This window comes from Kitasatospora sp. CMC57 (genome assembly GCF_045866025.2).
Classification (GTDB): domain Bacteria; phylum Actinomycetota; class Actinomycetes; order Streptomycetales; family Streptomycetaceae; genus Kitasatospora.
In genome coordinates, this window is record NZ_AP035881.2 from 5,441,310 (window position 1) to 5,466,405 (window position 25,096).

The window sequence follows — 25,096 nt, forward strand, 5'->3', positions numbered from 1 at the left end:
GATCCTAATGCTTCCTTCCGGTCCCGTACGCACCGGTGGGTCTGTACGAGTCGCAGCCGACCGTGGGACGATTCGCCTGCCAGTGCCAGAAGTCGCCGCCAGGGCCCGCCACCGACGTTCCGTCAAGGCCCGGACGGCCGCGCACCCGCGAAGGAGCCCGCCGATGCCGTTGCTGCCCGGAGCCGAGCCGTTCCGCCACCAGGGGGGCCGGACGGGCGTGCTGTTCGTGCACGGCTTCACCGGCTCGCCGCAGTCGCTGCGCCCGTGGGCGGAGGAGTTCGCCGCCGCCGGGTACACGGTCTCGCTGCCGCTGCTCCCCGGCCACGGCACCCGCTGGCAGGACATGCAGCTGACCCGCTGGGAGGACTGGTACGCCGAGGTCGAGCGGGCCTTCAAGGAGCTGGCCGCCGAGTGCGACCAGGTCTTCGTCTGCGCCCTCTCGATGGGCGGCGCGCTCGCCCTGCGGCTGACCGCCCGGCAGGGCGCGGCGGTGGCCGGACTGGTGCTCGTCAACCCGTCCGTGCGTTCCGACAACCCCGCAAGTGTGCTGTTGCCGGTGCTCCGGCACGTGGTCCCGAGCCTGGCCGGGGTGGCGAACGACATCGCCAAGCCCGGCTCGTACGAGATCGGCTACGACCGGACGCCGCTGCACGCCGCCTGGTCACTGGCCCGACTGTGGCGGACGGTGCAGGCGGAGCTGCCCGACGTACGGCAGCCGGTGCTGCTGCTGCACAGCCCGCAGGACCACGTGGTCTCCCCGGCCAACTCCGAGTTGGTGCTGGCCCGGATATCCTCGACCGATGTGACCGAGCTGCTCTGCGAGCGCAGCTACCACGTGGCCACGCTGGACCACGACGCCGGACTGATCGTCGAGGCAAGCCTCGACTTCGTCCGGCGGCTGACCCCGGCGGTCCACGTGGACGCGAGCGCCGCGGACGCGAGCGCCGAGGACCACCTGGGCTGAAGGGCCGGCAGTGCAGATGAACAACACCGCGGGCGACGACGAGGAACTACCCCTGGACGGCCGGGCGAAGCCCGAGCCGACGGGGGAGTCCGACCCGCCCGCACGCCGCCCGGTGGGGGGCAGCCAGGCCGAGCAGGACGCGATCTTCGCCGCGTTGGTGGCGCAGTTCGACGACCCGGTCGACCTCAACAACCCGGAGTGGCCGGAGGTCGAGAACCTCCGGGCCAAGGAGGTCCGGCGCGCGCCCAAGGGCGAGCTGGACGACTTCGCCCCGCAGCCCCGGTCCCGCCCGGACACCGGCGACCCGCGGAACTACGTGGCGGCCGAGGACCCGGACGAGGGCCACTACATCCCGCCCGAGCCGCCGCCGCTGCCGCCGATGGACACCACGGCCAGGTTCGCCTGGCTCGCGGTGCTCGGCGGCCCGGCGCTGCTGCTGTTCGACGCACTGGTCTGGCGCGAGGTGGCCGGCTGGCCGGCCTGGGTCGGCGTCAGCGCCTTCCTCGGCGGCTTCGTCACGCTGATGGCCCGGATGAAGGACCGCGACGAGGACGAGCCCGAGGACCCGAACGGCGGAGCGGTGGTCTGACGGGCGGTCAGGAGACCGTCCGGCCGCGGCTGAGCGCGGAGAGCTTCGCCAGCAGCAGGACCAGGCCCGCCGCACAGCCCACCGCGCCCCAGGCCGGCAGGTGCAGGGCGGCGGGCAGCAGCACTCCGGGCGTCAGCACCAGGCAGGGCACGTACCAGCGCACCACGGTGCCGGGCGCGTCGCCGTAGCGCAGCGAGATCGCCGCGTTGGCGGTGTAGAAGGCCAGTACCCCGCCGCAGAGCGCCCAGCGGGCGCCGGCCGGCAGCGGGTGGTCCGGTTCGGCGACGGCGGTGCCGAGCGCGGCGGCGATCACCGTGATGCCGGAGACCAGGACGAACGGCAGGTACATCACGGTGTCCCGGATCGCCCGGACGGCGTGACCGCTCTGCGCCCGGGTGAGGCCCCGGGCGGCGCTGCCGGTGCCCCAGGTGAAGAAGATCAGGGCGAGCTCGGCGGCTACCAGGAAGCCGAACAGGGCGGCCGTCGCGGACGGCCCGGTGAAGTGGTCGGCCAGCGCGGAGACCGTGGTGAAGACGCTCTCCCCGAGCACGATGACCACGAACAGGCCGATCCGCTCCACCAGGTGCTCGACCGTCAGCCGGTCGTAGAAGCCCTGGGTCATCCCGGCCTGCACCACCAGCAGCACCACCTCCAGCGCCGTCGCCACGCCCCAGAGCACGAACCGTCCTGGGTCGGGGACCGCCGCCGACACCGCCCAGAGCAGCGCGGGCACCAGGCAGTAGAGCATCGGCCGCCAGAGCGGCAGCGGGCTGCCCGGCTCCCTCGACCGGCCGAACCAGAGCGCGAAGAACAGCAGCCGGATCCAGGCGGCGCCGAGCGCGTACGCCCAGGCCCGGTCGCCCAGGCCCTCGGGTGCGGCCGCCGCCATCAGGCCGAGGCCGGGCATCGCGGCCAGCAGGACGGTCCTGATCCGGCTGCTGCCCGAGCCGAAGACGTTCACGGTCACCGTCAGGTTCGCCCAGGCCCACCAGGCCGGGAAGAACAGCACCAGGAAGGTCAGGAAGTCCTTGGCCGCTGGGTCGCCGTGCAGACCCTGCGCCAGCAGGCTGACCGTCACCACGAAGACCAGGTCGAAGAAGAGCTCGAACCAGCCGGCCCGGTGGTCGTCCTCCTCCGCTTCGCTCATCCGCCCACTCTGCGGACCGCCCTTCCGGCCACCGCCGCAGGCGCACGGGCGGGGTCGGCGGGATTGACCCGTCTGGGCCCCGCTCCGGTCCCAGGCCCTGTCCGGGCGATCTTGTCGGGTCAGCGTGCGGCGTCGGGCGCCCGGCTGGGCGTGCGGCCGGAACGGCCTCGTACTGGTTCGTACTTGGGCGCTCCGGCCGTGCGCCCAGCCGGGCTGTGACATCAGCCGCCGGCGCGGCGGGTCCGACGTCGCACGCCCGGCAAGATCGCCCGGACAGGGCCTAGCCCGGTGGCAGCCGCAGGACGGCCAGCAGGGGCAGGTGGTCGGTGGCCGCGAGCAGGTCGGCGGGGTCGACGTCCGGGAGTCCGTGCGGGACGCCGCAGGCGAGCACGGTGACGCCGGGGGAGGCGAAGACGGCGTCGATCCGCTGGTAGGGGTTGGCGGGCACCGACGTGTTGGTGCCGCCCCAGGGGGCCACCACGTGGCCGTCCTGGTACGTCGCTGCGAGGCGCTGCCAGCCGGGGCCGTCCGGGTGCTCGTTGAAGTCGCCCGCGATCACGGCGGGTTCGCCCTCCTCGGCCTGGGCGGGGAGCAGTGCGAACTGCTTCAGCCGCTCGTCCGGGTCCAGGCTCAAATGGCAGCTGGTCAGCACGAACGGCGCGGACCGGCCGATCCGTAGCTTCGCGGTGGCGAAGCCGCGGGCGTGCAGGCCCCGGGTCTTCGGCAGCAGCCGGTCCCTGACCTCCAGCACGTCGACCGCCAGCCGCCCGAGCAGCAGCGGCCCGGCGGCGATCCGGCCGCCACCGGAGAGGATCACCGTGCCGGTGCTCCTGGCCAGCCAGGCCGCCTGCCCCTCGGGCCGCCAGTACCGGGGCGACTCCTGGACACAGACCAGATCCGGCCGGCAGGCCCGGACCACCCGCACCAGCGCCTCGCGGTCGTCGCGCAGCGAACGGACGTTGTAACTGAGCAGCCGGACCACCTGCGCCCCGTCGGGCTCGGTACCGGACTCGGGAAGTCGGGCCCCTCCGACGATCGGCTGGGGTGGGAGCGGCGTCCGGGTACCTGCCCCGCCCGCTTCACGTCGGTCGCCGGTGCTCGGCATGGGTTACCTCCTCAGGACCACGAGCTAGATGCTAGGTGACCCACCGTCAGAAGGCGGGCCGTTCGCGGGTGTCCAGGTCGGCGAGTCCGGCCATGGCGGAGGAGGCTTCGGCGTGGAAGCGGCGGGGGATGCGGCCGGCTCGGTACGCCAGTCGGCCCGCCTCGGTGGCGCGGCGCATCGCGTCGGCCATCAGGACCGGATCCTGGGCCCGGGTCACGGCGGAGGCGAGCATCACCGCCGAGCAGCCCAGCTCCATCGCCAGTGCCACGTCGGAGGCGGTGCCCGCGCCCGCGTCCAGGATCACCGGGACGCCCGCGCTCGCCACGATCAGCTGGAAGTTGTGCGGGTTGCGGATGCCGAGCCCGGAGCCGATCGGCGAGCCGAGCGGCATGATCGCCGCGCAGCCCACGTCCTCCAGCTTGCGGGCCAGCACCGGGTCGTCGTTGGTGTACGGGAGCACCGTGAAGCCGTCGTCGACCAGCGTTTCGGCGGCGTCCAGCAGCTCGATCGGGTCGGGCAGCAGGGTCCGTTCGTCGGCGATCACCTCCAGCTTCACCCAGTCGGTGCCGAGCGCCTCGCGGGCCAGCCGGGCGGTCAGCACGGCCTCGCCGGCGGTGTAGCAGCCGGCCGTGTTCGGCAGCACCCGGATGTTGTTGCGGGTCAGCACGTCCAGTACCGAGCCCTGGGTGCCGGGGTCGACCCGGCGCATCGCGACGGTGGTCAGCTCGGTGCCGGAGACCCGGAGCGCCTGCTCCAGGACCTCCAGGCTCGGGGCACCGCCGGTGCCCATGATCAGCCGGGAGTCGAAGGTGACCCCGGCGATGGTGAGGGTGTCGTCGGCCATGGCGGTCAGCCTCCCTGGACTGCGGTGAGGATCTCGACCCGGTCGCCCGCGTCGAGTGCGGTGGTTCCCCAGGCGGAGCGCGGCACGACGGCCTCGTTCAGCGCGGCCGCCACGCCGGTCGGGGCGGTGCTGAGGGTGGCGACCAGCTCGGCCAGCGTGGTGCGCGGCGGTACCTGGCGGGGAGTGCCGTTGACGGTCAGCGACAGCTCGTTCATGGCGTTCATGCGGCGGCCTTCGGGGTGAAGCGGCTGGGGGAGAAGGGGGCGGCCAGCGCCGGTACGGTGCCGGTGGCCAGGTGCTCGGCGATCAGGTCGGCGGTCACCGGGGTGAGCAGCACGCCGTTGCGGTAGTGGCCGGTGGCCGCCACCAGGCCGGGCAGGGCGGTCGGGCCGAGCAGCGGGGCGTTGTCCGGCGATCCCGGCCGCAGGCCCGCGCCGGTCTCCACCAGCGGCAGTTCGGTCAGGCCGGGGACCAGCTCGTGCGCGTCCCTGAGCAGTTCGTAGACGCCGCCCGCCGTGACGGTGGTGTCGTAGCCCTGCTCCTCGCTGGTCGCGCCGATCACCAGCTCCCCGTCGGCCCTGGGCACCAGGTAGATGTGCTGCCCGCGCACCACGGCCCGGACGTTGCGGGACAGGAACGGCCGGTACGGCTCCGGCACCCGCAGCCGCAGCACCTGCCCCTTCACCGGGCGGACCGGCGGCAGCACCCCGGCGGGCAGGCCGGGCAGCAGGTGGCTGTGCGGGCCCGCCGCCAGTACCAGCTGAGCGGCCGTCAGCCGTTCGCCGCTGCTCAGCAGGACGCCGGTGGCCCGGTCGCCGGTCAGCAGCAGTTCGGCGACCGATGACCGGTGCAGGGTGACGCCGGAGCGTTCACAGGCCAGCACCAGGGCGGCGGCCAGCCGTCGGCCGTCCACCTGGTGGTCGCCCGTCACGTGCAGGCCGCCCCGGACGCCCGGGGCCAGCATCGGTTCGAGCCTGCGGCACTCGCGGCCGGTCAGCCAGTGCGACTCCAGGCCCAGCCGCTGCTGGAACCCGTGCAGCTCGCGCAGCTCGGCCCGGTCGTCGGAGTCCAGGGCGACGGCCAGAGTGCCGGTCTCGCGGTAGCCGGTGTCCAGCTCGGTCAGGTCGGCGAGCTCGGCGACGAAGTCGCGGTAGCGGTCGTTGGAGGCCATGCCCAGCCGGAGCAGCGGCTCCTCGCCGTACTGCAGCTCGGTGACCGGGGCCAGCATGCCGGCCGCGACCTGGGCCGCGCCCCGCCCGGGCGCCGGATCGACCACGGTGACCCGGAGGCCGCGCTGGGCGGTCCGCCAGGCGACCGCGAGGCCGATGATTCCGCCGCCGATGACCAGGACATCGCTCTCGGTGCGTGTCAAAATATTTCGCTCTCCCTTCGCCGGTATGACCCGGATCAGGTTCGGACGGTCGCAGGCCGCCTCAGCCCGCCTCTCAGCCCGGTGCACCGGGCTCCCGTGTAACGGAACCCACCATATCCCCGGCCCCCGGGCAGCCCGAAGGCACTGTTCGAGGGCCGGACGACCCGGGTGGGTCGGGTGGGTAGGGTGGCCGGTGTGGCGGAGCTGACGGGGGAACAGATGATCGTGGTCGGCAGCGGCATGGCGGGTGCGCAGGCCGCGCTGGCCCTGCGGCAGGGGGGCTGGGCCGGTCCGGTCACCCTGGTCGGGGCAGAACGCGAGCTGCCGTACGACCGGCCGCCGCTCTCCAAGGACGTGCTGCTCGGGCAGCGCGACAGCACCACGCTGGACGTCGACTGGACCGGTGTCGAGCTGCTGTCGGGACGGCGGGCCATCGGCCTGGAACCGGGCCTGCTGCACACCGACCAGGGTGCGCTGCCGTACGACGCCCTGGTGATCGCCACCGGCGCCAAGCCGGTCACCCTGCCCGGCGCCCGGACGCTGCGCACCCTCGACGACGCGCTGGCGCTGCGCGCGAGCCTGCGGCCCGGTCGGCACCTGGTGCTGGTCGGGGCCGGCTGGATCGGTGCCGAGACCGCCACGGTGGCTCGGCAGCTCGGCTGCCGGGTGACGGTGGTGGAGGCCGGCGCGACGCCGCTGGCCGGGGCGCTGCCCGCCGAGCTCGGTGGCCTGATGACGCGGTGGTACGCCGACGCCGGGGTCGAGCTGCGCTGCGGGGTCGGGGTGGCGGCGGTCGAGCCGGGTGCGGTGCTGCTCGCGGACGGCACCGAGCTGGCCGCCGACGAGGTGGTGGTCGGCATCGGCGCCCGCCCGGCGACCGGCTGGCTGGCGGGTTCGCCGGTGGAGCTGGACCGGGCCGGGGCGGTCCTGACGGACGATCAGCTGCGCACCTCGCTACCCGGCGTCTGGGCGGCCGGGGACTGCGTCTCGTACCCGTCGGCCCGGCTGGGCGCCCGGCTGAACGTCCAACACTGGGACCACGCGCTGCAGTCCGGCCGGGCGGTAGCCGCCTCGGTGCTCGGGGCGGGCACGCCGTACGACCCGGTGCCGTACTTCTGGTCGGAGCAGTTCGGACGGATGGTCCAGTACGCCGGACGGCATGCCGAGACCGACCTGATGCTCTGGCGCGGCTCGGCCGAGGACCCGGCCTGGACGGTGCTCTGGCTCCGCGACGGGCGGCTGACCGGGCTGCTCTCGGTGGACCGGCCGCGCGACGTCAACCAGGCGAAGAAGCTGATCGAGCGCGGCCTCGGCCTGGACCCGGTGGCGGCCGCCGACCCGTCGGTGCAGCTGAAGGCGGCGGTCGGCCCGGACGCGCTGTGAGATTCTGGTGCCGTGAGCGAGATGACGACGTCGAAGATCGAATCCCTGGTCCCCGCATGGATGTACCTGCCCGACATCAGTGAGCAGTGGGGTGTCCCCGTCACCGAGGTCCGCGACCTGGTGAAGTCCGGAAAGCTGATCGCGGTCCGCCGCGGTCCGAACAAGTCCCTCCAGGTGCCCGCGGCCTTCATCGACGGCCCCGGCCTGGTGAAGCACCTCTCCGGCACGCTGACGCTGCTGCGGGACGCCAAGTTCACCGACGAGGAGATCCTGGAGTGGCTGTTCACCGAGCAGCCCTCGCTGCCCGGCAGCCCGATCGAGGCCCTGGTCGAGAACCGCGGCACCGAGGTCAAGCGCCGGGCCCAGGCGGAGCTGATCTGATGACGGACGCCCGCACGCGGCTGGCCGACGCCCGGCTGTACCTGTGCACCGACGCCCGCCGCGTGCAGGGCGACCTGCCGGAGTTCCTCGACGCCGTGCTGGCCAACGGGGTGGACATCGTCCAGCTCCGGGACAAGGGCCTGGAGGCGAAGCAGGAGCTGGAGTACCTGGAGGTCTTCGCCGACGCCGCCCGCAGGCACGGCAGGCTCTTCTCGGTCAACGACCGGGCCGACGTCGCGCACGCGGCCCGCCCCGACGTCCTGCACCTCGGCCAGGACGACCTGCCGGTGCCCGCCGCCCGGGCGATCCTCGGCGACGACGTGATCTTCGGCCGGTCCTGCCACGCCGAGGCGGAGGTGGACGGGGCGATCGCCGAACCGGGCATCGACTACTTCTGCACCGGCCCGGTCTGGCCCACCCCCACCAAGCCCGGCCGCCACGCCCCCGGCCTTGGCCTGGTCTCGTACGCGGCGAAGGCCGTCACGGATCGCCCCTGGTTCGCGATCGGCGGCATCGACCTGGGCAACCTGGACGAGGTGCTCGCCGCGGGTGCCACCCGCGTGGTCGTGGTCCGCGCCATCACGGCGGCGGAGGACCCGGGTGCGGCGGCGGCGGAGCTGGCGCGCAGGGTACGCGGCGCCTGAGCTTTCTCTACAGCCCAAGGTTGCACTGTCCAGGGGCCCGGGGAACTGCGGAGCCGACCTCAGGAGCGTTCCACGTACGTACCTGGTCGGGCACTTTGCATTTTGGCCCGAGTGCCACGTCGCCTCGCCCCGGCGGCGGAGCCGCACATCAGCAGAGCTCCGGGCCTCTGGACAGTGCAACTGGGCGCCCTGCAAAAGGCTTGCCTCAGTACTTCCGGACCGTTGCGGCCTCGGCGAGGGCCAGCAGGGTGGCCCGGGTGGGGCCCGCCGCCAGGGGGGCTGCGTCGAGGGCGGCGAGGGACTGGGTCATCAGTTCGTCGATCCGGCGTTCGACGGTTTCGGCGGCGCCGCTGCGTTCCACCAGCCGCCGCAGCTCCGGCACCTCCTCCGCCGTCAGGTCCGGTGCGCCGAGCCGCTCGTCCAGCTGGGTGGCGTCCGCCTTGGAGAGGCCCCGCATGGCGTGGGCGATCAGCAGGGTGCGCTTGCCCTCGCGGAGGTCGTCGCCGGCCGGCTTTCCGGTGACGGCCGGGTCGCCGAAGACGCCGAGCAGATCGTCCCGCAGCTGGAACGCCTCGCCCAGCGGGAGGCCGAAGGCCGAGTAGGCGGCGACCAGTTCCGGGCTCGCCCCGGCCAGCAGGGCGCCGACCTGGAGCGGGCGCTCGATGGTGTACTTCGCCGACTTGTAGTGCAGCACGGTCTGCGCCCGCTCCAGCGCGCCGTCGTCGGCGGAGTCCCCGGCGACCGGCTCCAGGACGTCCAGGTACTGACCGACCATCACCTCGGTGCGCATCAGGTCGAAGGCGGGCTTGGCGGCGAGCACCCGCTCGGCGGGCAGGCCGGACCGCAGGAAGAGCTCGTCGCACCAGATCAGCAGCAGGTCACCGAGCAGCACCGCCGCCGAGGCGCCGTACTGCTCGCGGTCGCCGCGCCAGCCGCGGTCCCGGTGCAGGGCCTCGAACCTGCGGTGGATCGAGGGCAGGCCGCGCCGGGTGTCGCTGCGGTCCATCAGGTCGTCGTGGACCAGGGCGCTGGCCTGGAGGAGTTCCAGGGCGGCGGCGGCCCGGGGGATGCCCGCCGAGTCGGCGGCGCCGCCCGCCCCGCGCCAGCCCCAGTAGCAGAACGCGGGCCGCAGCCGCTTGCCGCCGTCCAGCAGGAACTCGCGCAGTGCGTCGGCGGCGGGCGTCAGCTGGTCGGAGACCGTGGCGAGCAGCTCGGTCTGCTCGGCCATGAAGACCGCCAGCGCCGCGTTGACGCGCTCGCGGACGTCCTCCACGTCGATGGGGCTGACCGGCCGGGCGGTGGGCGAGGGCACGATGGACTCCGGAGTCGAGGAGGGGGAGGAGATCAGCGTAACCGGGCCTGGTCAACCCCCGACGCGTGCCCGTCCGCCGAACGGGGCAGTGGTGTCTCAGCACGTGGACCAGGTTTGTCAGGCCCTTCGCGAGCCCGGCTAGTCTGCCAACATGGCACTCGGTATCCCCTCCACCAGAACAGACCGGGCGGAGACCGTCCGCGACCTGCTGGCGGCAGGCGACCGCTCCTTCTCCTTCGAGTTCATGCCGCCGCGGACCGAGGCCGGCGAGTCCAAGCTCTGGGACGCGATCCGCCGGGTCGAGTCGCTGGACCCCAACTTCGTCTGCATGACGTACGGCGCCGGTGGCTCCTCGCGCGGACGGACCGTCGACCTGGTCGGCCGGATCGCCACCGAGACCACCCTGACCCCGGTCGCGCACCTGACCGCCGTCGACCACTCGGTGGCCGAGCTGCGCAACATCATCGGCCAGTACGCGGACCAGGGCGTCCGCAACGTGCTGGCGGTCCGCGGTGACCCGCCCGGCGACCCCGAGGGCGAGTGGGTCAGGCACCCGCAGGGTGTGGAGTACGCGTACGAGCTGGTCGAGCTGATCAAGGGCATCGGCGACTTCTGCGTCGGGGTGGCGGCCTTCCCGTCGATGCACCCCCGTTCGGAGAACTGGGACGACGACATCCGGAACTTCGTCGCCAAGTGCCGGGCCGGTGCCGACTACGCGATCACCCAGATGTTCTTCGAGGTGGAGGACTACCTGCGGCTGCGCGACCGGGTCGCCGCGGCGGGCTGCTCGACGCCGATCATCCCGGAGATCATGCCGGTCACCAACATCCGCCAGCTCACCCGCTTCCCGCAGCTCTCGGGATCGGCGTTCCCCCCTGAGCTGCAGAGCCGGTTCGAGGCGGTCGCCGAGGACCCGGCGGCGGTCCGCGCGATCGGTATCGAGCACGCCACCGCGATGGCCGAGCGGCTGCTCGCCGAGGGCGCGCCCGGACTGCACTTCATCACGCTCAACCACTCGACGGCGACCCTGGAGATCTACCAGAACCTCGGTCTGCACCAGCGCTGAGGTCGGTCCCGGGATGTGGGCCCGGGAGCGCCGAGCCTGTACAGTCACCGCAACGCGCGGGGATCGGTGACGTCGGAGGTCGCGGTATGGGCATCGGGTTCCTGTTGCTGTACGCCGCGCTCGCGGTGGTGGCGCTCTGGTTGGCCGCCGAGCTGCTGCTGCAGAACCGGGCCCCGCTGCACTGGCGTGCGGTGGCCCTCGGCGGATTCCTCGCCGTGGTCGCCGGGATGACGCTCTCCTCGGTGCTGGTGATCGGCGCCGGGGCCGCCCTGTTCGCGGCCGGCCAGGTGCTGGTCACCCTCTCGGTCAAGCGCGGCTACGTCGACGGCTGGTCGCTGCGCCGTCCGGACGGTGCGCTGCCGGGGCCGCTGGCCAAGGTGCCGCTGCTCAGCGCCGCCACCGGTGGCGAGCCGGAGGAGGCCGCCGAGGTGGTCCAGCAGGTCGGCGAGGTCGGCCCGATCGAGCCCGAACAGGCGCCGGTGGCGTACGAGTTCGAGCAGATGCAGGAGCTGGCCGCCGAGCCGGTCGCGGTGGTGGAGGAGGGCGTCTACGCTGCCGACTACTACCAGCAGCCCTACTACGACCAGGGCTACCAGCAGCCGCAGTACGGCTACGAGCAGCAGCAGTACCAGTACCAGGACCCGTACGCCCAGCCGCAGCAGCAACAGCAGCAGTACTACGACCAGGGTTACCACCAGCAGGTCGAGTGGCAGCAGCCCGTCGTCCCGCAGCAGTACCAGCCCGAGCAGCCCGAGCAGCAGAACTGGAACTACCAGCAGCAGATCTGACGCACCGTCAGGACTCGTAGCCCTCGACCTCGGCGGCCGGGCGGACCCGTGCGGTGTCCGGGTCCTCGCCGAACTCGGTGCGGGCGCGGCGCTGCCGCAGCAGGTCCCAGCACTGGTCGAGCTGGACCTCCAGCGCGGCCAGCTCCTCCCGGGCGGGCCCCTCGTCGGCGGTGCCGTCCGCGAGGCGGGCGCGCAGCTGCTTCTCGGCGTCCACCAGCTTGCCGATCGAGCCGAGGATGTCGGCGTTCTCCTGGCCGGTCATGAGGGGCCTCCTGGGGGGCGGACCGCTGCGGTGCGGCCCGCTGGGCGTGGGCTCTGCGGACACCGCTCATCCTCGGCCCGCGCCCGGCCCCGCGCATGCCGGGAACACCCGGACGGCCGCTTCGGTTGACGCCGCCGGAAGCGGAAGGAGAACCACCACCATGAGCTACCAGGAGTACCAGCGGGCCGGCCTGTTCTTCGAGTCGAAGGACTACAGCGGAGCGGCCGGGATCCTCGCCCCGATCGTCGAGGCCGAGCCGGAGAACCGGGCCGCCGTCGAGCTGCTCGCGCGGTCCTACTTCCACAGCGCCCAGCTGAGCCGGGCGGAGCAGGCGTTCCGGCGGCTGATCGAGCTGGACCCGGGCAACGGCTGGGCCTACGAGGTGCTCGGGCGCACCCTGGAGCGCCGGGGGCAGGCCGACGAGGCCGCCCGCTACCGCAAGCTCGCCCGGGCGATGGGCGAGCCCTCGGCGGAGGGCGCGGTGTACGCGGTACAGGCGGCCAACCTGGTCGACTGAGGGGCCGTCAGGCGGGGCCGACCAGGCCCGCCACGATCGAGGCCGACATCCCGGCGCGGGCCAGTCCGCCGCCGGGGTGGGCGGCCGCGCCGATCCGGTACAGGCCGGCGAGGCCGGTCTCGTTCGGCGGGCTGAGGAAGCTGCCGCCCGCCCCGGCAAGCGAGGGCAGCGGCTGGGTCCGGCCGGGGGCGAGCGGCTCGATCCAGCGGATCCGGTCGCGGAGGTCGAGACCGGCCGCCGCGAGGTGGTCGAGCAGGTGGGCGGGGTAGTCCTCGGGCACCGCCACCGGAGGGACGGTGACAGTCAGGGTGACCGCCTCGTGGCCGGCGGGGGCGAGCGTCGGGTCGGCCGGCCGGTGCACCTGGACGGTCGGGTGGCGGGGGAACTCGGCGGCGTCGAAGAGCTCGGTGAGCTCGGCGGCGGTGTCCCGGGCGTGCACCACGGTGCGGACGGCGGCGCCCGGCGGCCGCTCGCCGCGGAGCGCCAGCAGGACGGTCAGCCTGGCCTGGCCCGGCCGGGTCGCGGGCGTGTCCTCGGCGCGGGCGGACAGCACGGTGTCGGCCTCGAACCGGCGCTCCCCAGCGGCCACCCCGGTGACCCGGCCATCGGCCTCCAGCACCTCGGTGACGGCGGTGTCGAAGTGGAACTCCACCCCGCGCTGCTCGCAGCGGCGGAACACCGCGTCGGCCAGCGCGCGCATCCCGCCGCCGACGGACCAGACGCCGAAGGACTGCTCCATGTACGCCAGCAAGGTCGCCCCGGCCGGGGCGGTGCGGGGATCGAGCCCGTAGCGCAGCGCGTACTCGTACAGCAGCGCGGTAGGGCCCGCGCCGCCGAGCTCGGCGGCCGCCACCCCGGCCACGGTGGGGGAGGGTGTCCGGCGCAGCCGGGCCAGGCCGCGACGGGGGGCGGTGGGGTAGGGGTCGGTGTGCAGCGGGGCCGGATCCGCCGGGAGGGGTTCCTCCAGCAACGGGCGGCGGGTGGCCTCCCAGACCGTGCGGGCCCGGTTCATCACTTCGCTCCAGCGCTCGCCCGAGCCGGGGCCGAAGGCGGTGTCCAGGGCCTGGACGACGCCGCCCCGGGAGGCGTTCGGCAGCAACAGGTCGGTGCCGTCCGGGAACAGGTGGCGGCTCTCCGGCTCGACCGGGGAGAGCTCGACCAGCTGTTCCAGCGGCTCCTTGCCGGTCTTCAGCGCGAGGTCGCGGTAGACGGCGGGCAGCGCCAGCAGGGTGGGACCGGTGTCGAAGGCGAACCCGTCGCGCTCGTACCGGCCGATCTCCCCGCCGTACGTCGGCCCCGCCTCACAGACCGTCACCCGGTGGCCCAGGGTGGCCAGTCGTGCGGCGGCGGCCAGACCGCTCATTCCAGCGCCGATGATGACGATCCGTGCCATGGGGCCCGATCCTATGCGTTCGTGACGGAGGCCGGTCGAGGGGTGGGCGGGACCGGCGAAAACCACCCTGGTGCGGCTTTTGTTGTCATATCGTCAGGCTGATTCCTCCCGAGTATCGACGGATCCCGACGAGCGGATGTGACAGATGAGCGAGCTGGACCGACTGGCCGAGCGGTTCGAGGCGGAGCGGACCCGACTCCGAGCCGTGGCCTACCGGATGCTGGGCTCGGTGAACGAGGCCGAGGACGCCGTCCAGGAAGCCTGGTTCCGGCTGGAGCGGGCCGACGTGACGGAGGTCAGGAACCTCCCGGCCTGGCTGACCACCGTGGTGGGCCGGGTCTGTCTGGACCAGCTGCGGAGCCGTAAGTCGCGCCGCGAGGACACCCTCGATCACCACGTACCCGACCCGGTGGTCGGCGAGTTGGACGTGGTGGACCCGGAGCAGCAGGCGCTGCTCGCCGACTCGGTCGGCCTGGCGATGCTGGTAGTGCTCGACACCCTGCCGCCCGCCGAGCGGGTGGCCTTCGTGCTGCACGACATGTTCGCCGTGCCGTTCGAGTCGATAGCCCCGATCGTCGACCGGGAGCCCGCCGCCACCCGGCAGCTGGCCAGCCGGGCCCGGCGCAAGGTCCAGGGCGCGACCGTGCCGGAGCGGGACATCGGGCGGCAGCGGGTGGTGGTCGAGGCGTTCATGGCCGCCGCCAGGGCCGGAGACTTCGAGGCGCTGCTCTCGGTGCTGGACCCGGACGTGCTGCTCCGCGCCGACACTGGCCCGGGCGGCCTGGCGGGCGCGTCCAGGCTGATCCGCGGGGCCCACGCGGTGGCGAGCCAGGCGCTGATGTTCTCCGCGATGGCCCCGTACTCCCGGCCCGCGCTGGTCAACGGCGGGGTCGGCCTGGTCGGCGTGCCCGACGGCAGGGCGCACTCGGTGATGGGGATGACCATCAGGGACGGGCGGATCACCGAGATCAACCTGCTGGCCGATCCCGACCGGCTGGCCGGGATCGACGTGTCCTTCCTGGCCGGCTGACGCCGCGTCAGTACGGGACCCGGCTCGCTCCGTCACCCGCCGCCGGAACCGGTTGGCGGGGGGCGGAGCGGTTGGCCTTCCGCTCGCGGCGGCGGACGACGAAGCGGCGGATCCGGGAGACCGCGAACCAGACCAGCAGGGCGCCGGCCAGTATCAGGACGGCGGCAGCCGAGGCGGCCAGCCACGGGTGGAAGATCGCCAGGGTGACCAGGCCCGCCACCGACAGGTCCTCGGCGATGCTGGCCACGATGTTGCTGGCGGGTTCGGGTGAGGTGTTGATCGCCATCCGGAGCGAGGCCTTGATGCCGTGGCTGATCAGGGCGGTGGTGCCGCCCATCGCCCCGGCCGCCACCTCGCCGAGCGAGCCCGGGTCTTGACTGGCCAGCAGGGCGCCGATGGTGGCACCGGCGATCGGGCGGATCACGGTGTGGATCACGTCCCAGACCGAGTCCACGTACGGGATCTTGTCGGCCACCGCCTCGCAGAGGAAGAGCACGGCGGCGGCGACCAGCACGTCGGTGCGCTCCAGCGTCGGCGGCACCGAGTCGGCGCCGCCGAACCGGCCCAGCAGCCCGAGCAGCAGCACCACCGCGTAGGCGTTGATCCCACTCGCCCAGCCGCTGGTGAAGACCAACGGGACGACGCTCATCCGTTCCCCCTCAGTGAAGCCTGTCGACGTTCGGGGCTCACCGTATCCGGTGCCTCCCCCGGCGGGTCAGGACGCCGCCGGGGCGGGTGCGGTTCCGGGGTGCGGGAAGTTGAGTACGGATACTCAGATCATCACTTGAGTACTTCAGCGGATGGCCTCCGACCTGCGGGAACGGCAGAGTTGGGGCCACCGGGACGACGGGCCGTCAGCTCCGCTCCCGGCAGCGGCCCGACCCGCCCACGGACTGTGGGGGACCGACGGGCACCTCGGGCCGCGACACCGAAGCCGGACACCGGCCCACGGACCGCCGACACGGGGCGGCGGACCGGGGGGCACGGGGGGAACGTCCGGCGACGGGGGACCCGGGGGACCTGGGGGGGATCAACGGGGGAACAGCGGGGCGCTTCCGCCCGGTCGGGCGGGGGCGCCTTCGCGTCCCTTCCGACCGGATTGTCAGTGCCGTCGTACACGATGGAGGGGCTCGGGTCAGCCGGCCCGGGTCACCCGCCGTGGACCGGGGGATCGCATGACCATCAGTCAGCCCGAGACCGCCCCACTGCTGCCCGTCCCATCCCTGCCCGCCCCCCTGGTGCCCGCGCCCGCCCGGCCGGTGCGGGGCGCCGACATCCACCCCGTCCCGCGCCGGGCCGCCGCACCGCCCGCCGCGCTGGACCTGCTCCGGCACGCCGAGCTCACCCTGATCCAGTCCCGCCAGTACGAGGACCCGCTCCAGCGCTACGCCACCGCGCACCTCGCCGCGCTGCGCACCACCGCGGCCGTGCTGGCCGTCCGGGGGCGCCCGGAGAAGCGCACCCGGCGGCGGCAGGCCATCCGCAGCGCCTGGGAGGTGCTGCCCGAGGTGGCGCCCGAGCTGGCCGAATGGGCCGCCTACTTCGCGGCCGGCGCCCGCCGCCGGGCCGCCGCGGAGGCGGGCATCAGGCACGCCGCCTCCGCCCGCGACGCGGACGACCTGATCCGGAACACGGCCCTCTACCTCCGCCTGGTGCAGCGCCTGCTCGACCTCCACCCGGAGCAGCCCTTACCACTCGACGCGACCTGAGCCGCGCCGCCCGCCGGGCGGGCCTCCCACCATGTGCCGGGCGGTCTAAGGTGGTGGCGTTCAGTGACATCGCTGTGGTGAGGAGCCTCCACCGTGTACCCGACCCGTCCTCGCAGTGCCCTGCGTACCGCCGTGGTGTGGGAGGTGGTACGAGCCGCTCTGGAGCAGCGGGCGGGAGATCTCGGCAGGCCCGTGCTCGAGGTGCTCGACACCGGCGGCGGCACGGGCAACTTCGCCGTGCCGGTCGCCCGTCTCGGCCACCGGGTGACGGTGGTCGACCCCAGCCCGGACGCGCTCTTCGCGCTGGAGCGCCGGGCCGCCGAGGCCGGGGTCACCGACCTGGTCAGGGCCGTCCAGGGCGACACCCAGACCCTGCCGGAGCTGGTCGAGCCCGGCACGGTGGACGCGGTGCTCTGCCACGGCGTGCTGGAGATGGTGGACGACCCGGCCGAGGCGCTGGGCAGCCTGACCGGGACGCTGGCCAAGGGCGGCCTGGTCAGCCTGCTGGCGGCGAACCGGAACGGCGCCGTCCTGGCCCGCGCGCTGGCGGGCCACTTCAACGACGCCAGGGCGGTGCTCGACGCCCCCGACGGCCGCTGGGGCACCCAGGACCCGATGCCCCGTCGGTTCAGCGTCGAGGAGCTCGGCGAGCTGGCCGCCGCGGCCGGTCTCACCGTCACCTCGGTGCACGGCGTCCGGGTCTTCGCGGACCTCGTCCCCGGCGTCCTGGTGGACACCGAGCCGGGCGCGATGGAGGCGCTGCTCCGGCTGGAGCAGGCCGCCGCCGAGCAGCCCGCGTTCCACGCCGTAGCCACCCAGCTGCACGTTCTCGCCGCGCTGGCCTGACCGGACGGAGCCCCTCACCCGCCCGGTCCAGTTCGTTCCGACGTTCCGGGCACTTGTCGGAGCGCTCCCGCGTTGGTCAGCTGCGAGTGGGGTGAACCAACGTGGGCGGAGCCACGCACGCGTGACCATCCCGAACCGGCCGCTCGGACCGTATGATCTGGGTAAAGCCGGAAAGCATGACAGCCAGGCGCATGGGGCATATGGACGACACAGGCCCAGCCAGGGGTGGCGGACCGGTCGCCCCGCGCGACCGACGAGTAGTAGGAGGACTCCGTGCCGCTCTCGGAGCACGAGCAGCGACTGCTCGAGCAGATGGAGCGAGCGCTGTACGCCGAAGATCCCAAGTTCGCGTCAGCGCTTGAGGGAACCGGGCTGCGCACCTACACCCGTCGGAGGGTCTACCAGGCCGCCGCAGGGTTCGTGGTGGGTATCGCTCTCCTGATGGGCGGCATGGTCGCCCAGCAAATCTGGGTGAGCGTCGTCGGGTTCCTGGTGATGCTGGGCTGCGCGGTCCTCGCCGTAACCGGCTGGAAGCGTGGTCCGGCCGGGCAGGGAGCGGGACCGAAGGCGTCCCCTGCTCCGCGCCGGAAGGCCGGTGTGATGGACCGGATGGAGCAGCGCTGGCAACGCCGTCGGGACGAACACGACGGAATGTGAGCCGGCCGGAAGTACGGAGCTGATGAGGGCGGGCAGTCGAACCGACTGCCCGCCCTCAGCCGTGTCAGGACCCGTTGCGGCGCCGTAGCCGTCCGGCCAGCCGGCGGACGGGTGCGAGGGCCCGGCCGGTCCGGTCCCGGACGGTGCCCTGGACGGAGAGCAGCCGGTCGGCGATCCGCCGCCGCAGCCGTGCGGCGGAGGCGGGCAGCAGGACCGCCCTGGCCCGGCCGCGCCGCCCGGCGGTGGCCCGCAGGCCGTCGATGGCGGTCCTGACGTCCGGACCGAGCGGCAGCTCCGGGGCAGCCGTCCGGGCGTACAGCACCCGTTCGGTCGCCAGTGCCACCCGGCCAGCCGCCGCGGTGGCCGGGGCGTCCAGCCGGCCGGCCTCGGCGATCCGGTGGGCGGTGCCGCGCGGGGTGCGGGAGTCGTCCGGGGGGATGCCGAGGTCCCAGGCGGTGTCGACCAGCTCCTCCCAGGCCGCCAGCACCTGGTGCTCCGTCAGCTCGGGGGAGCCGGCCGGCCGGCGTCCGGTCCCCAGCCGGCGGCCGCGTTGGCGGATCCGCCAGAGCATCGGGGTGGCGAGCAGGGCCAGTACCAGCAGCACGACGAGCAGCCCGGTCAGCGCGGGCCAGGAGAGCCACCAGGGCAGCGGCTCGGCCGGCTGGTAGGCGACCGCGGTCTCGTCCGCGCAGGCGTCCGGGCGCTGCTGGCCCTGCTGCCCGGCGCAGCTGCTGCCGGCGCTGGGGGCGGCGGAGGCGCCGGGGGTGGCCTGGGTGCTGGGCTGGGCGCTCGGGGCGGTGCTCGGCTCGGTGATCTTCTCCGAGGTGTAGCCGGGGGTGCTGCCCCGGTTCGGTGTCGGTTCGAAGCGCAGCCAGCCGGAGCCGGGGAAGTACAGCTCGGGCCAGGCGTGGTAGTCCTGGCTGCGCACGATGAAGTTGCCGCGGCCCTGGTCGGAGCCGGGTGCGAAGCCGATCGCCACCCGGGCGGGGATGCCGAGGCTGCGGGCCATCGCGGCCATGGTGGCGGCGAAGTGCACGCAGAAGCCGGTCTTGTTCTGGAGGAACTTGGTGATCGCCTCGCTCCCGGTGCCCGCGTCCACCTTGAGGCTGTAGGTGAACTCCTTGGAGGTGAACCAGTTCTGCAGGGCCACCGCCTGGTCGTACGGGTTGTTCTTGCCCGCGACCACCTTGCGGGCGGTCTCGGCGACCACCGGGGGCAGGGTGTCGGGCAGGGCGGTGTAGAGCTTCGCCAGCTCGGGCTGGACGGGCCCGGCGGCCCGTAGCTGGGCCGCGCCGGGCTCGATCTCCAGGCTGGTCACGTCGTAGGCGAGGCCGTCGCTCTTCTGGCCCCGGTCGCCGACCACCGAGCGGGTGGTCGGCTCGTACCGCCAGTCGCCCTTCAGGCTGACCGACTCGGCCGGGTAGGGCATCGGCAGCCACTCGGTGCTGAGTTTGTCGGAGATCTTGATCGTGGTCTGGAAGCTGGAGACCGGGACGTCCCGGTTGAGGTCCGGGAGGGCCGGCATCGGGTTCGGGATCGGCTGTAGGTGCTGCTGGGAGAACTTCCACTGGACGCCGTCGAAGCTGTCCAGGGCGCCGATCCGCAGGTACAGCTGACTGCCGTTCGGGGAGTCGGTGGAGTAGCGCAGCATCTCCACGTTGTCCTGGCGGTTCAGGTTGGCCGTCAGGGCGACCACCGGGTTGAGCGAGGTGAGCTGGCGGCCCGGGCCGGTGCCGAGCCCGTCGCCGTCGCCCCGGTCGATCAGGCCGAGGTCGGCGTAGGGCACCAGCAGGGGCACCGCCACCGCCACGGCCAGGGCCAGCAGGCCGATCCGGTGGCCGCTCTGGGAGAGACCGCCGGAGCCGTCCTGCGAGGTGCCGTGGAAGACCCGCCCCCAGCGGGACAGGCGGTCCTGGCCGTCGGCGTTGAGCAGCAGCAGGTAGCCCAGGGCGGCCAGCAGGAACCAGAGCCACGCGGCGTCCGGGGCGCCGATGCCGGTGCCGACCGAGTACAGCGTGAGCAGTGGCAGGCCGGCCAGCGCGGCCCTGCGGAAGGTCACCGCCAGGGTGTCCACCAGGACGGCGATCAGGGTGACCGCGCCGACCAGGATCAGCGTGATGCCGTCCGAGTCGGGCGCCGGGATCGTGTACTGCTGGATGTCGTCGGTCCCGGCCCTGAGCAGGGAGCCGAGGGCGTCCAGTGCGTGCGGCCCGGGCAGCACCGCGTAGTCCATCGCGGACTGCACGGTCAGCATGAGCAGCACGTAGAGGCTGACCAGCAGCTGGAGCGAGGCCTGGAGGGCGCGGGCGACCGAGAGCCTGCGCAGGCCGGCTCCGGCCGCACCGACCGCGGCGATCATGACGAAGGCCTCGCCGATCCAGCCGCTCGGCCGCACCAGCGGGATCAGACAGAGCGTCACCAGCGTGGTGGCCAGCGCCGAGTAGAGCGTCAACTTCGCCCGGGTGGTCACGTACGGGGCTCCTCGGGGCGGATGGTGCGGAGGCCGGTCATGAGCCGGCCCCGCTCTGGTACGGGGCGGGGCCCGCGGCACGTTCGGCCAGCCGCCAGAGGGTGGGGACGGAGTCGCCGGCCTTGGCGGGCAGGACGGTCCAGCCGGCCTCGCGCAGCCGGTGGACCTGGTCGGTCGCGACCTGGTCGGGCGTGTCCGGCAGGACGTGCCGCAGGCCGGCCCAGGTGGCGGTGTCCAGCAGGATGGCGACGGCGCCGCCCGCGCGGCGGCGCAGCCGGCCGAGCCGGGCCACCTGCTCGTCGTCCAGCGAGCCCAGGACCGCCACGATGACGCCCTCGCCGCCGAGCCGGAGCACCTCCTCGGCGCGGGCCAGGCCGCCGCCGTCGGACTGCTCGACCACGGCCAGCGCGTCCAGCAGCAGCCCGGCGGCCTCGCCGACCGAGGCGATCACGCCGCCCTCCGGGCCGGGCACGGCCAGGCCGGTGTCGGTCAGCAGCCTGGTCCGGTAGCCGCGCTCCATCAGGTGCACGCCGACCGAGGCCGCACAGCTGACGGCCCATTCGAAGGAGGAGGCGGGGCCGCTGCCCCGGTGCCCGATCTCCCGGGTGTCCAGCAGGACGGTGGCGCGGGCCTTGAGCGGCTGCTCCTCCCGGCGGACCATCAGCTCGCCGTACCTGGCCGTGGACTTCCAGTGCACCCGGCGCAGGTCGTCCCCGTGCCGGTACTCGCGCGGGATCACGTCGTCGTCCCCGGCCAGCGCCAGGGTGCGGGTGTTGGAGTCGCCGTGCCCGGCCGACTCGCCGGCCAACCGGACCGAGGGCAGGCTCTGCACCTGCGGCACCACGGTCAGCACGTCGGAGGCGGCGAACGACCTGGTCAGCTCGCACATCCCGAACGGGTCGGCGACCCGGAGCCGGAGCGGGCCGAGCGGGTAGCGCCCGCGCAGGTCGGAGCGGACCCGGTAGGAGACCTCGCGGAAGCCGCGCGGCTCGACCCGGTCCAGCACGAAGCGCGGCCGCGGGCCGAGCACGTACGGGACCTTGTCCTCCAGCAGCAGCAGGCCGGTGGGAACCCGGGAGACGTTGTCGAGCCGCAGGTGGACCCGGGCCTCCTGGCCGGCCGCCACCCGGTACGGGCTGAGCCGGCGGCCGCCGGCGACCCGGTAGCGGGTGCGGACCAGCAGGACGGCGGCGGCCAGCGGGAGGGCGGCCAGCAGGACGCCGATCTGGAGCAGGGCGTCCTGCCCGAAGACGTAGGCGCAGAGCACGGCGGTGAAGCCGGCGGCGAGGAACGAGCGGCCCCGGGTGGTCAGCCCGCGCAGGCCGGCGCGCAGCCCGGACGGACCGTCGGGCTGGGGCACCTCAGACCCGTCCCTGCGGACGCGGGATCGGCAGCCGGGCCACCAGGTCGGCGACGATCTGCTCGGTGGAGCGGCGGCTCAACTGGGTCTCGGCGGTCGGGATCAGACGGTGGGCCAGCACCGGGACGGCGAGCGCCTGGATGTCGTCCGGGAGCACGTACTCGCGGCCGTCCAGCGCGGCGGCGGCGCGGGCGGCCCGGACCAGGTGCAGGGTGGCGCGCGGCGAGGCGCCGAGGCGCAGCTCCTGATGGTGGCGGGTGGCGCCGACCAGCTCGACCGCGTAGCGGCGGACGGTGTCCGCGACGTGCACGGTACGGACCACGTCGACCAGCTTGAGGATGTCGTGGGCGTGCGCGACCGGCGTGATGTCGTCCAGCGGGTTGGCCCCGCCGTGCACGTCCAGCATCGCGAGCTCGGCCTCGGCGCTCGGGTAGCCGATCGAGATCCGGGCCATGAAGCGGTCGCGCTGGGCCTCGGGGAGCGGGTAGGTGCCCTCCATCTCGACCGGGTTCTGGGTCGCGATCACCATGAACGGCGAGGGCAGCTCGTAGCTGGTGCCGTCGATGGTGACCTGGCGCTCCTCCATCGACTCCAGCAGCGCCGACTGGGTCTTCGGCGAGGCCCGGTTGATCTCGTCGCCGACCACGATCTGGGCGAAGATCGCGCCCGGCCGGAACTCGAAGTCCCGGCGGTTCTGGTCGAAGACGTTGGTGCCGGTCACGTCGGAGGGCAGCAGGTCGGGGGTGAACTGGATCCGGCGGACCGTGCAGTCCACCGACCTGGCGAGGGTCTTGGCCAGCATGGTCTTGCCGACGCCGGGGACGTCCTCCAGCAGCAGGTGGCCCTCGGCCAGCAGCACGGTCAGCGCGATCCGGACGGCCTCGGGCTTGCCCTCGATGACGCTCTCCACCGAGGCCCGGATCCGCTCGGCCACCGCGCCGAGCTCATGCAGGCTCGTACTGCCCGCGCCGGTCTGTCCGTTGTAGGTCGTCACCCGATTTGCTCCCATGCCCCGAAAAACACCTGGCCGCCACACTGCCGGGTCGGCCCGCAGGCGCATTCTTCCCTGCCAGGCGTCCTGTCGTCACCCGCCCGGGCGACACGCGGCACACTGTCCCGGTTCGTCCGGGGGACGTCGTGCCGGGCGCTTCCGGTTCCGGCTCGCCGTCCGGACGGCAGAACGGGCCCGGACGGCGCTGGCCGGGCCCTGGGGCGGAGCGGTGCTGTCAGTGGATCTCGCGGAGCAGACCGGTGTGCACGTCGAAGACGAATCCGCGCACGTCGTCGCGGTACGGGATGAACGGGGAGGTGCGGACCCGCTGCATCGACTGCCGGACGTCGCCGTCCAGGTCCACGAAGGACTCCACCGACCAGGTCGGCCGCTGGCCGACCTCCAGCTCCAGCTCCCGGCGGAAGTCCTCGGTCAGGCCGAGCAGACCGCAGCCGGTGTGGTGGATCAGCGCGATCGAGCGGGTGCCCAGGGCGCGCTGGCTGATGGTGAGCGAGCGGATGGTGTCGTCGGTGACGACGCCGCCGGCGTTCCGGATCAGGTGGGCGTCGCCGAGCTCCAGGCCGAGCGCGGCGAAGAGGTCGAGCCGGGCGTCCATGCAGGCCACCACGGTGACCTTCTGGACCGGACGGGCGTCCATCCCACCGTCACGGAAGGTGACGGCGTAGGCGCGGTTGGCCTCGAGGAAACGGTCGATGATGGCGGGTTCGGCAGCGGCGGTCGGCGTGGGCCGGTCGGGAGTCACTGTCATGCGGAAGACGTTAATGGGATTTCGGCCGTCGTGGTGGGGTGCGGGCCGATGGTTGTGGCCGGTGTGACGGAGTGCATAGCCGCCGATCGGTCGGGCCGCCTGGTTCGTCCCGGTCTGTCCCGGCGCACGGGGGGTCCCGTGCGCGGTACCGCCGACTGGGCGACCGGAGCGCCCGAACCGTCCCGACCTGCGGTGATTCGTGCCTCCAGGTGGGTGGTGCGCCGTCGCGGACGATTGACTGCGCAGGTCCGGGCGGTAGAGTTCGGCGCAGTGGAGCACGCACCGTATGGTCCGTCAACTCCCCTGCCCGGCACGGTCGTACGCAGCCCGTGGCCTCCTCCCGCTCCGTGCCACCTGGCGCACCTTCCCCGGTGCCGGGCGGTCACTCCTTCCCCAGGCGAGCGGGCGGGGACCACGGGCTGTGTCCTTCTCCGCGGCGGCACGGCTTTCCGCGGCGCCCCGAGCCCCTGGGTCGGAGACGGCCGGGCATGGACGAGAATGGTCGGCATGAGCACCGACAGTCCCGCCCCCAAGCACGTCCCGGTGATGCTCCAGCGCTGTGTGGACGCGCTGGCCCCGGCGATCACCGCACCCGGTTCCGTGGTGGTGGACGCCACCCTGGGGCTCGGGGGGCACAGCGAGGCGCTGCTCACCCAGTTCCCCGAGGTCAGGCTGGTCGCGGTGGACCGCGACCCGGCCGCGTTGAAGCTTTCGGCTGAGCGGCTGGCGAGGTTCGGGGAGCGGGCCACCCTGGTGCACGCGGTGTACGACGAGATCCCGCAGGTGCTGGAGGACCTGGGGATCCCGGAGGTGCAGGGCATCCTGTTCGACCTCGGGGTCTCCTCGATGCAGCTGGACGAGGCGGAGCGGGGCTTCGCGTACGCGCAGGACGCGCCGCTGGACATGCGGATGGACCAGACCCGGGGCCTGAGCGCGGCCGAGGTGCTGAACACGTACACGCACGGCCAGCTGGCCCGGATCCTCAAGGTCTACGGCGAGGAGCGGTTCGCCGGGAAGATCGCCTCGGTGATCCTGCGGGAGCGCGAGAAGGAACCGTTCAGCAACAGCGCGCGTCTGGTCGAGTTGGTGCGCAACGCCATTCCGGCCGCCACCCGGCGCACCGGCGGCAACCCGGCCAAGCGGACCTTCCAGGCGCTGCGGATCGAGGTCAACGGCGAGCTGGAGGTGCTGGACCGGGCCATCCCTGGCGCGCTCGACTCGCTCGCCCTGGGCGGCCGGATCGCGGTGATGTCGTACCAGTCGCTGGAGGACCGCCTGGTGAAGCAGTACTTCGCCGCGGCGGCCACCAACACCGCACCGCCCGGTCTGCCGATCATCCCCGAGGAGCACCAGCCCTGGCTGAAGCTGCTCACCCGGGGTGCCGAGCTGGCCACGGAGCAGGAGATCGAGGAGAACCGGCGCGCCGCGCCCGTACGGCTGCGCGTGGCGGAGAGGATCAGGGAGACCCGCGGGTAGTTCGCACCGGTGGGGAAGACC

General features: G+C 73.5%; 26 protein-coding genes and 1 riboswitch. Of the genes, 13 read left to right on the forward strand and 13 right to left on the reverse strand.

Features of this window, described 5'->3' with window-relative positions:
* The first annotated feature begins 163 nt into the window (after positions 1 to 163).
* A complete protein-coding gene (locus ACKUU6_RS24375; RefSeq protein ID WP_407990694.1) occupies positions 164 to 964 on the forward strand; it encodes an alpha/beta hydrolase in 801 nt (266 codons plus the stop codon).
* Between the two features lie 16 nt (positions 965 to 980).
* A complete protein-coding gene (locus ACKUU6_RS24380; RefSeq protein ID WP_407990695.1) occupies positions 981 to 1,553 on the forward strand; it encodes a hypothetical protein in 573 nt (190 codons plus the stop codon).
* 7 nt (positions 1,554 to 1,560) lie between these two features.
* Here ACKUU6_RS24380 and ACKUU6_RS24385 read toward each other — a convergent pair whose 3' ends face one another.
* The 5 genes from ACKUU6_RS24385 to thiO form a co-directional block, all read right to left on the reverse strand.
* Positions 1,561 to 2,700 (reverse strand): low temperature requirement protein A, encoded by a 1,140-nt coding sequence (locus ACKUU6_RS24385; protein WP_407990696.1) that lies wholly within the window; start codon positions 2,698 to 2,700, stop codon positions 1,561 to 1,563.
* A gap of 280 nt (positions 2,701 to 2,980) precedes the next feature.
* Positions 2,981 to 3,805, reverse strand: a complete 825-nt coding sequence (locus ACKUU6_RS24390; RefSeq protein WP_407990697.1) for an endonuclease/exonuclease/phosphatase family protein — start codon at positions 3,803 to 3,805, stop codon at positions 2,981 to 2,983.
* A 46-nt stretch (positions 3,806 to 3,851) separates the two neighbouring features.
* Positions 3,852 to 4,649, reverse strand: coding sequence for a thiazole synthase (locus ACKUU6_RS24395; protein WP_407990698.1), 798 nt, complete (start codon positions 4,647 to 4,649; stop codon positions 3,852 to 3,854).
* A gap of 5 nt (positions 4,650 to 4,654) precedes the next feature.
* Complete coding sequence (thiS, locus tag ACKUU6_RS24400; RefSeq protein ID WP_407990699.1) at positions 4,655 to 4,873, reverse strand: sulfur carrier protein ThiS; 219 nt, start codon at positions 4,871 to 4,873, stop codon at positions 4,655 to 4,657.
* Positions 4,870 to 6,024: a glycine oxidase ThiO gene (thiO, locus tag ACKUU6_RS24405; protein WP_407992222.1), complete on the reverse strand. Its 1,155-nt coding sequence runs from the start codon at positions 6,022 to 6,024 to the stop codon at positions 4,870 to 4,872. The genes thiS and thiO overlap by 4 nt, the downstream gene beginning before the upstream one ends.
* Positions 6,017 to 6,130: riboswitch (TPP riboswitch) on the reverse strand. Its footprint overlaps the gene before it by 8 nt.
* Before the next feature lie 77 nt (positions 6,131 to 6,207).
* Between thiO and ACKUU6_RS24410 the strand changes: the two genes are divergently transcribed.
* Genes ACKUU6_RS24410 through thiE form a run of 3 tightly spaced genes read left to right on the forward strand, consistent with a single transcriptional unit; the run spans position 6,208 to position 8,429 of the window.
* On the forward strand, positions 6,208 to 7,404 hold the full coding sequence (locus ACKUU6_RS24410; RefSeq protein WP_407990700.1) for an NAD(P)/FAD-dependent oxidoreductase: 1,197 nt from the start codon (positions 6,208 to 6,210) through the stop codon (positions 7,402 to 7,404).
* Between the two features lie 21 nt (positions 7,405 to 7,425).
* Complete coding sequence (locus ACKUU6_RS24415) at positions 7,426 to 7,785, forward strand: Rv2175c family DNA-binding protein (protein WP_407992223.1); 360 nt, start codon at positions 7,426 to 7,428, stop codon at positions 7,783 to 7,785.
* Positions 7,785 to 8,429 carry a thiamine phosphate synthase gene (gene thiE / locus ACKUU6_RS24420; protein WP_407990701.1) on the forward strand — a complete coding sequence of 215 codons (645 nt, stop codon included), beginning with the start codon at positions 7,785 to 7,787 and terminating at the stop codon, positions 8,427 to 8,429. Before ACKUU6_RS24415 ends, thiE begins: the two co-directional genes overlap by 1 nt.
* Before the next feature lie 205 nt (positions 8,430 to 8,634).
* Here thiE and ACKUU6_RS24425 read toward each other — a convergent pair whose 3' ends face one another.
* Positions 8,635 to 9,741: a polyprenyl synthetase family protein gene (locus ACKUU6_RS24425; protein WP_407990702.1), complete on the reverse strand. Its 1,107-nt coding sequence runs from the start codon at positions 9,739 to 9,741 to the stop codon at positions 8,635 to 8,637.
* Positions 9,742 to 9,892: 151 nt separating this feature from the next.
* On the opposite strand from ACKUU6_RS24425, the gene metF reads away from it, so the two are divergent.
* Both metF and ACKUU6_RS24435 read left to right on the forward strand, forming a co-directional pair.
* Positions 9,893 to 10,807, forward strand: a complete 915-nt coding sequence (gene metF, locus ACKUU6_RS24430) for a methylenetetrahydrofolate reductase [NAD(P)H] (RefSeq protein ID WP_407990703.1) — start codon at positions 9,893 to 9,895, stop codon at positions 10,805 to 10,807.
* An 86-nt stretch (positions 10,808 to 10,893) separates the two neighbouring features.
* Complete coding sequence (locus ACKUU6_RS24435; protein WP_407990704.1) at positions 10,894 to 11,595, forward strand: hypothetical protein; 702 nt, start codon at positions 10,894 to 10,896, stop codon at positions 11,593 to 11,595.
* Positions 11,596 to 11,602: 7 nt separating this feature from the next.
* On the opposite strand, the gene ACKUU6_RS24440 is transcribed toward ACKUU6_RS24435, so the two are convergent.
* Positions 11,603 to 11,857, reverse strand: coding sequence for a DUF2630 family protein (locus ACKUU6_RS24440; RefSeq protein ID WP_407990705.1), 255 nt, complete (start codon positions 11,855 to 11,857; stop codon positions 11,603 to 11,605).
* 160 nt (positions 11,858 to 12,017) lie between these two features.
* Between ACKUU6_RS24440 and ACKUU6_RS24445 the strand changes: the two genes are divergently transcribed.
* Positions 12,018 to 12,374, forward strand: a complete 357-nt coding sequence (locus ACKUU6_RS24445) for a tetratricopeptide repeat protein (protein ID WP_407990706.1) — start codon at positions 12,018 to 12,020, stop codon at positions 12,372 to 12,374.
* 7 nt (positions 12,375 to 12,381) lie between these two features.
* Here ACKUU6_RS24445 and ACKUU6_RS24450 read toward each other — a convergent pair whose 3' ends face one another.
* Positions 12,382 to 13,767, reverse strand: coding sequence for a phytoene desaturase family protein (locus ACKUU6_RS24450; protein ID WP_407990707.1), 1,386 nt, complete (start codon positions 13,765 to 13,767; stop codon positions 12,382 to 12,384).
* Positions 13,768 to 13,912: 145 nt separating this feature from the next.
* Between ACKUU6_RS24450 and sigJ the strand changes: the two genes are divergently transcribed.
* A complete protein-coding gene (gene sigJ / locus ACKUU6_RS24455) occupies positions 13,913 to 14,797 on the forward strand; it encodes an RNA polymerase sigma factor SigJ (protein ID WP_407990708.1) in 885 nt (294 codons plus the stop codon).
* A 7-nt stretch (positions 14,798 to 14,804) separates the two neighbouring features.
* On the opposite strand, the gene ACKUU6_RS24460 is transcribed toward sigJ, so the two are convergent.
* Entirely contained in the window at positions 14,805 to 15,446 is a 642-nt protein-coding gene (locus ACKUU6_RS24460; protein WP_407990709.1) for a DUF4126 domain-containing protein, read from the reverse strand.
* A gap of 526 nt (positions 15,447 to 15,972) precedes the next feature.
* Between ACKUU6_RS24460 and ACKUU6_RS24465 the strand changes: the two genes are divergently transcribed.
* The 3 genes from ACKUU6_RS24465 (at position 15,973) to ACKUU6_RS24475 (ending at position 18,009) form a co-directional block, all read left to right on the forward strand.
* Positions 15,973 to 16,506: an SAV_6107 family HEPN domain-containing protein gene (locus ACKUU6_RS24465; RefSeq protein ID WP_407990710.1), complete on the forward strand. Its 534-nt coding sequence runs from the start codon at positions 15,973 to 15,975 to the stop codon at positions 16,504 to 16,506.
* Positions 16,507 to 16,599: 93 nt separating this feature from the next.
* Positions 16,600 to 17,352, forward strand: coding sequence for a methyltransferase domain-containing protein (locus tag ACKUU6_RS24470; protein ID WP_407990711.1), 753 nt, complete (start codon positions 16,600 to 16,602; stop codon positions 17,350 to 17,352).
* Positions 17,353 to 17,625: 273 nt separating this feature from the next.
* A complete protein-coding gene (locus ACKUU6_RS24475) occupies positions 17,626 to 18,009 on the forward strand; it encodes a DUF3040 domain-containing protein (protein WP_184920735.1) in 384 nt (127 codons plus the stop codon).
* Positions 18,010 to 18,073: 64 nt separating this feature from the next.
* On the opposite strand, the gene ACKUU6_RS24480 is transcribed toward ACKUU6_RS24475, so the two are convergent.
* From ACKUU6_RS24480 to ACKUU6_RS24495, 4 genes are all read right to left on the reverse strand, one after another.
* Positions 18,074 to 20,479, reverse strand: coding sequence for a transglutaminase TgpA family protein (locus tag ACKUU6_RS24480; RefSeq protein ID WP_407990712.1), 2,406 nt, complete (start codon positions 20,477 to 20,479; stop codon positions 18,074 to 18,076).
* Between the two features lie 37 nt (positions 20,480 to 20,516).
* Positions 20,517 to 21,839 (reverse strand): DUF58 domain-containing protein, encoded by a 1,323-nt coding sequence (locus tag ACKUU6_RS24485; protein ID WP_407990713.1) that lies wholly within the window; start codon positions 21,837 to 21,839, stop codon positions 20,517 to 20,519.
* Position 21,840: 1 nt separating this feature from the next.
* Positions 21,841 to 22,833 carry an AAA family ATPase gene (locus ACKUU6_RS24490; RefSeq protein WP_407990714.1) on the reverse strand — a complete coding sequence of 331 codons (993 nt, stop codon included), beginning with the start codon at positions 22,831 to 22,833 and terminating at the stop codon, positions 21,841 to 21,843.
* Positions 22,834 to 23,065: 232 nt separating this feature from the next.
* A complete protein-coding gene (locus ACKUU6_RS24495) occupies positions 23,066 to 23,599 on the reverse strand; it encodes a beta-class carbonic anhydrase (protein ID WP_407990715.1) in 534 nt (177 codons plus the stop codon).
* Positions 23,600 to 24,106: 507 nt separating this feature from the next.
* Here ACKUU6_RS24495 and rsmH point away from each other — a divergent pair.
* Complete coding sequence (rsmH, locus tag ACKUU6_RS24500) at positions 24,107 to 25,075, forward strand: 16S rRNA (cytosine(1402)-N(4))-methyltransferase RsmH (RefSeq protein ID WP_407990716.1); 969 nt, start codon at positions 24,107 to 24,109, stop codon at positions 25,073 to 25,075.
* The last annotated feature ends 21 nt before the right edge of the window (positions 25,076 to 25,096 follow it).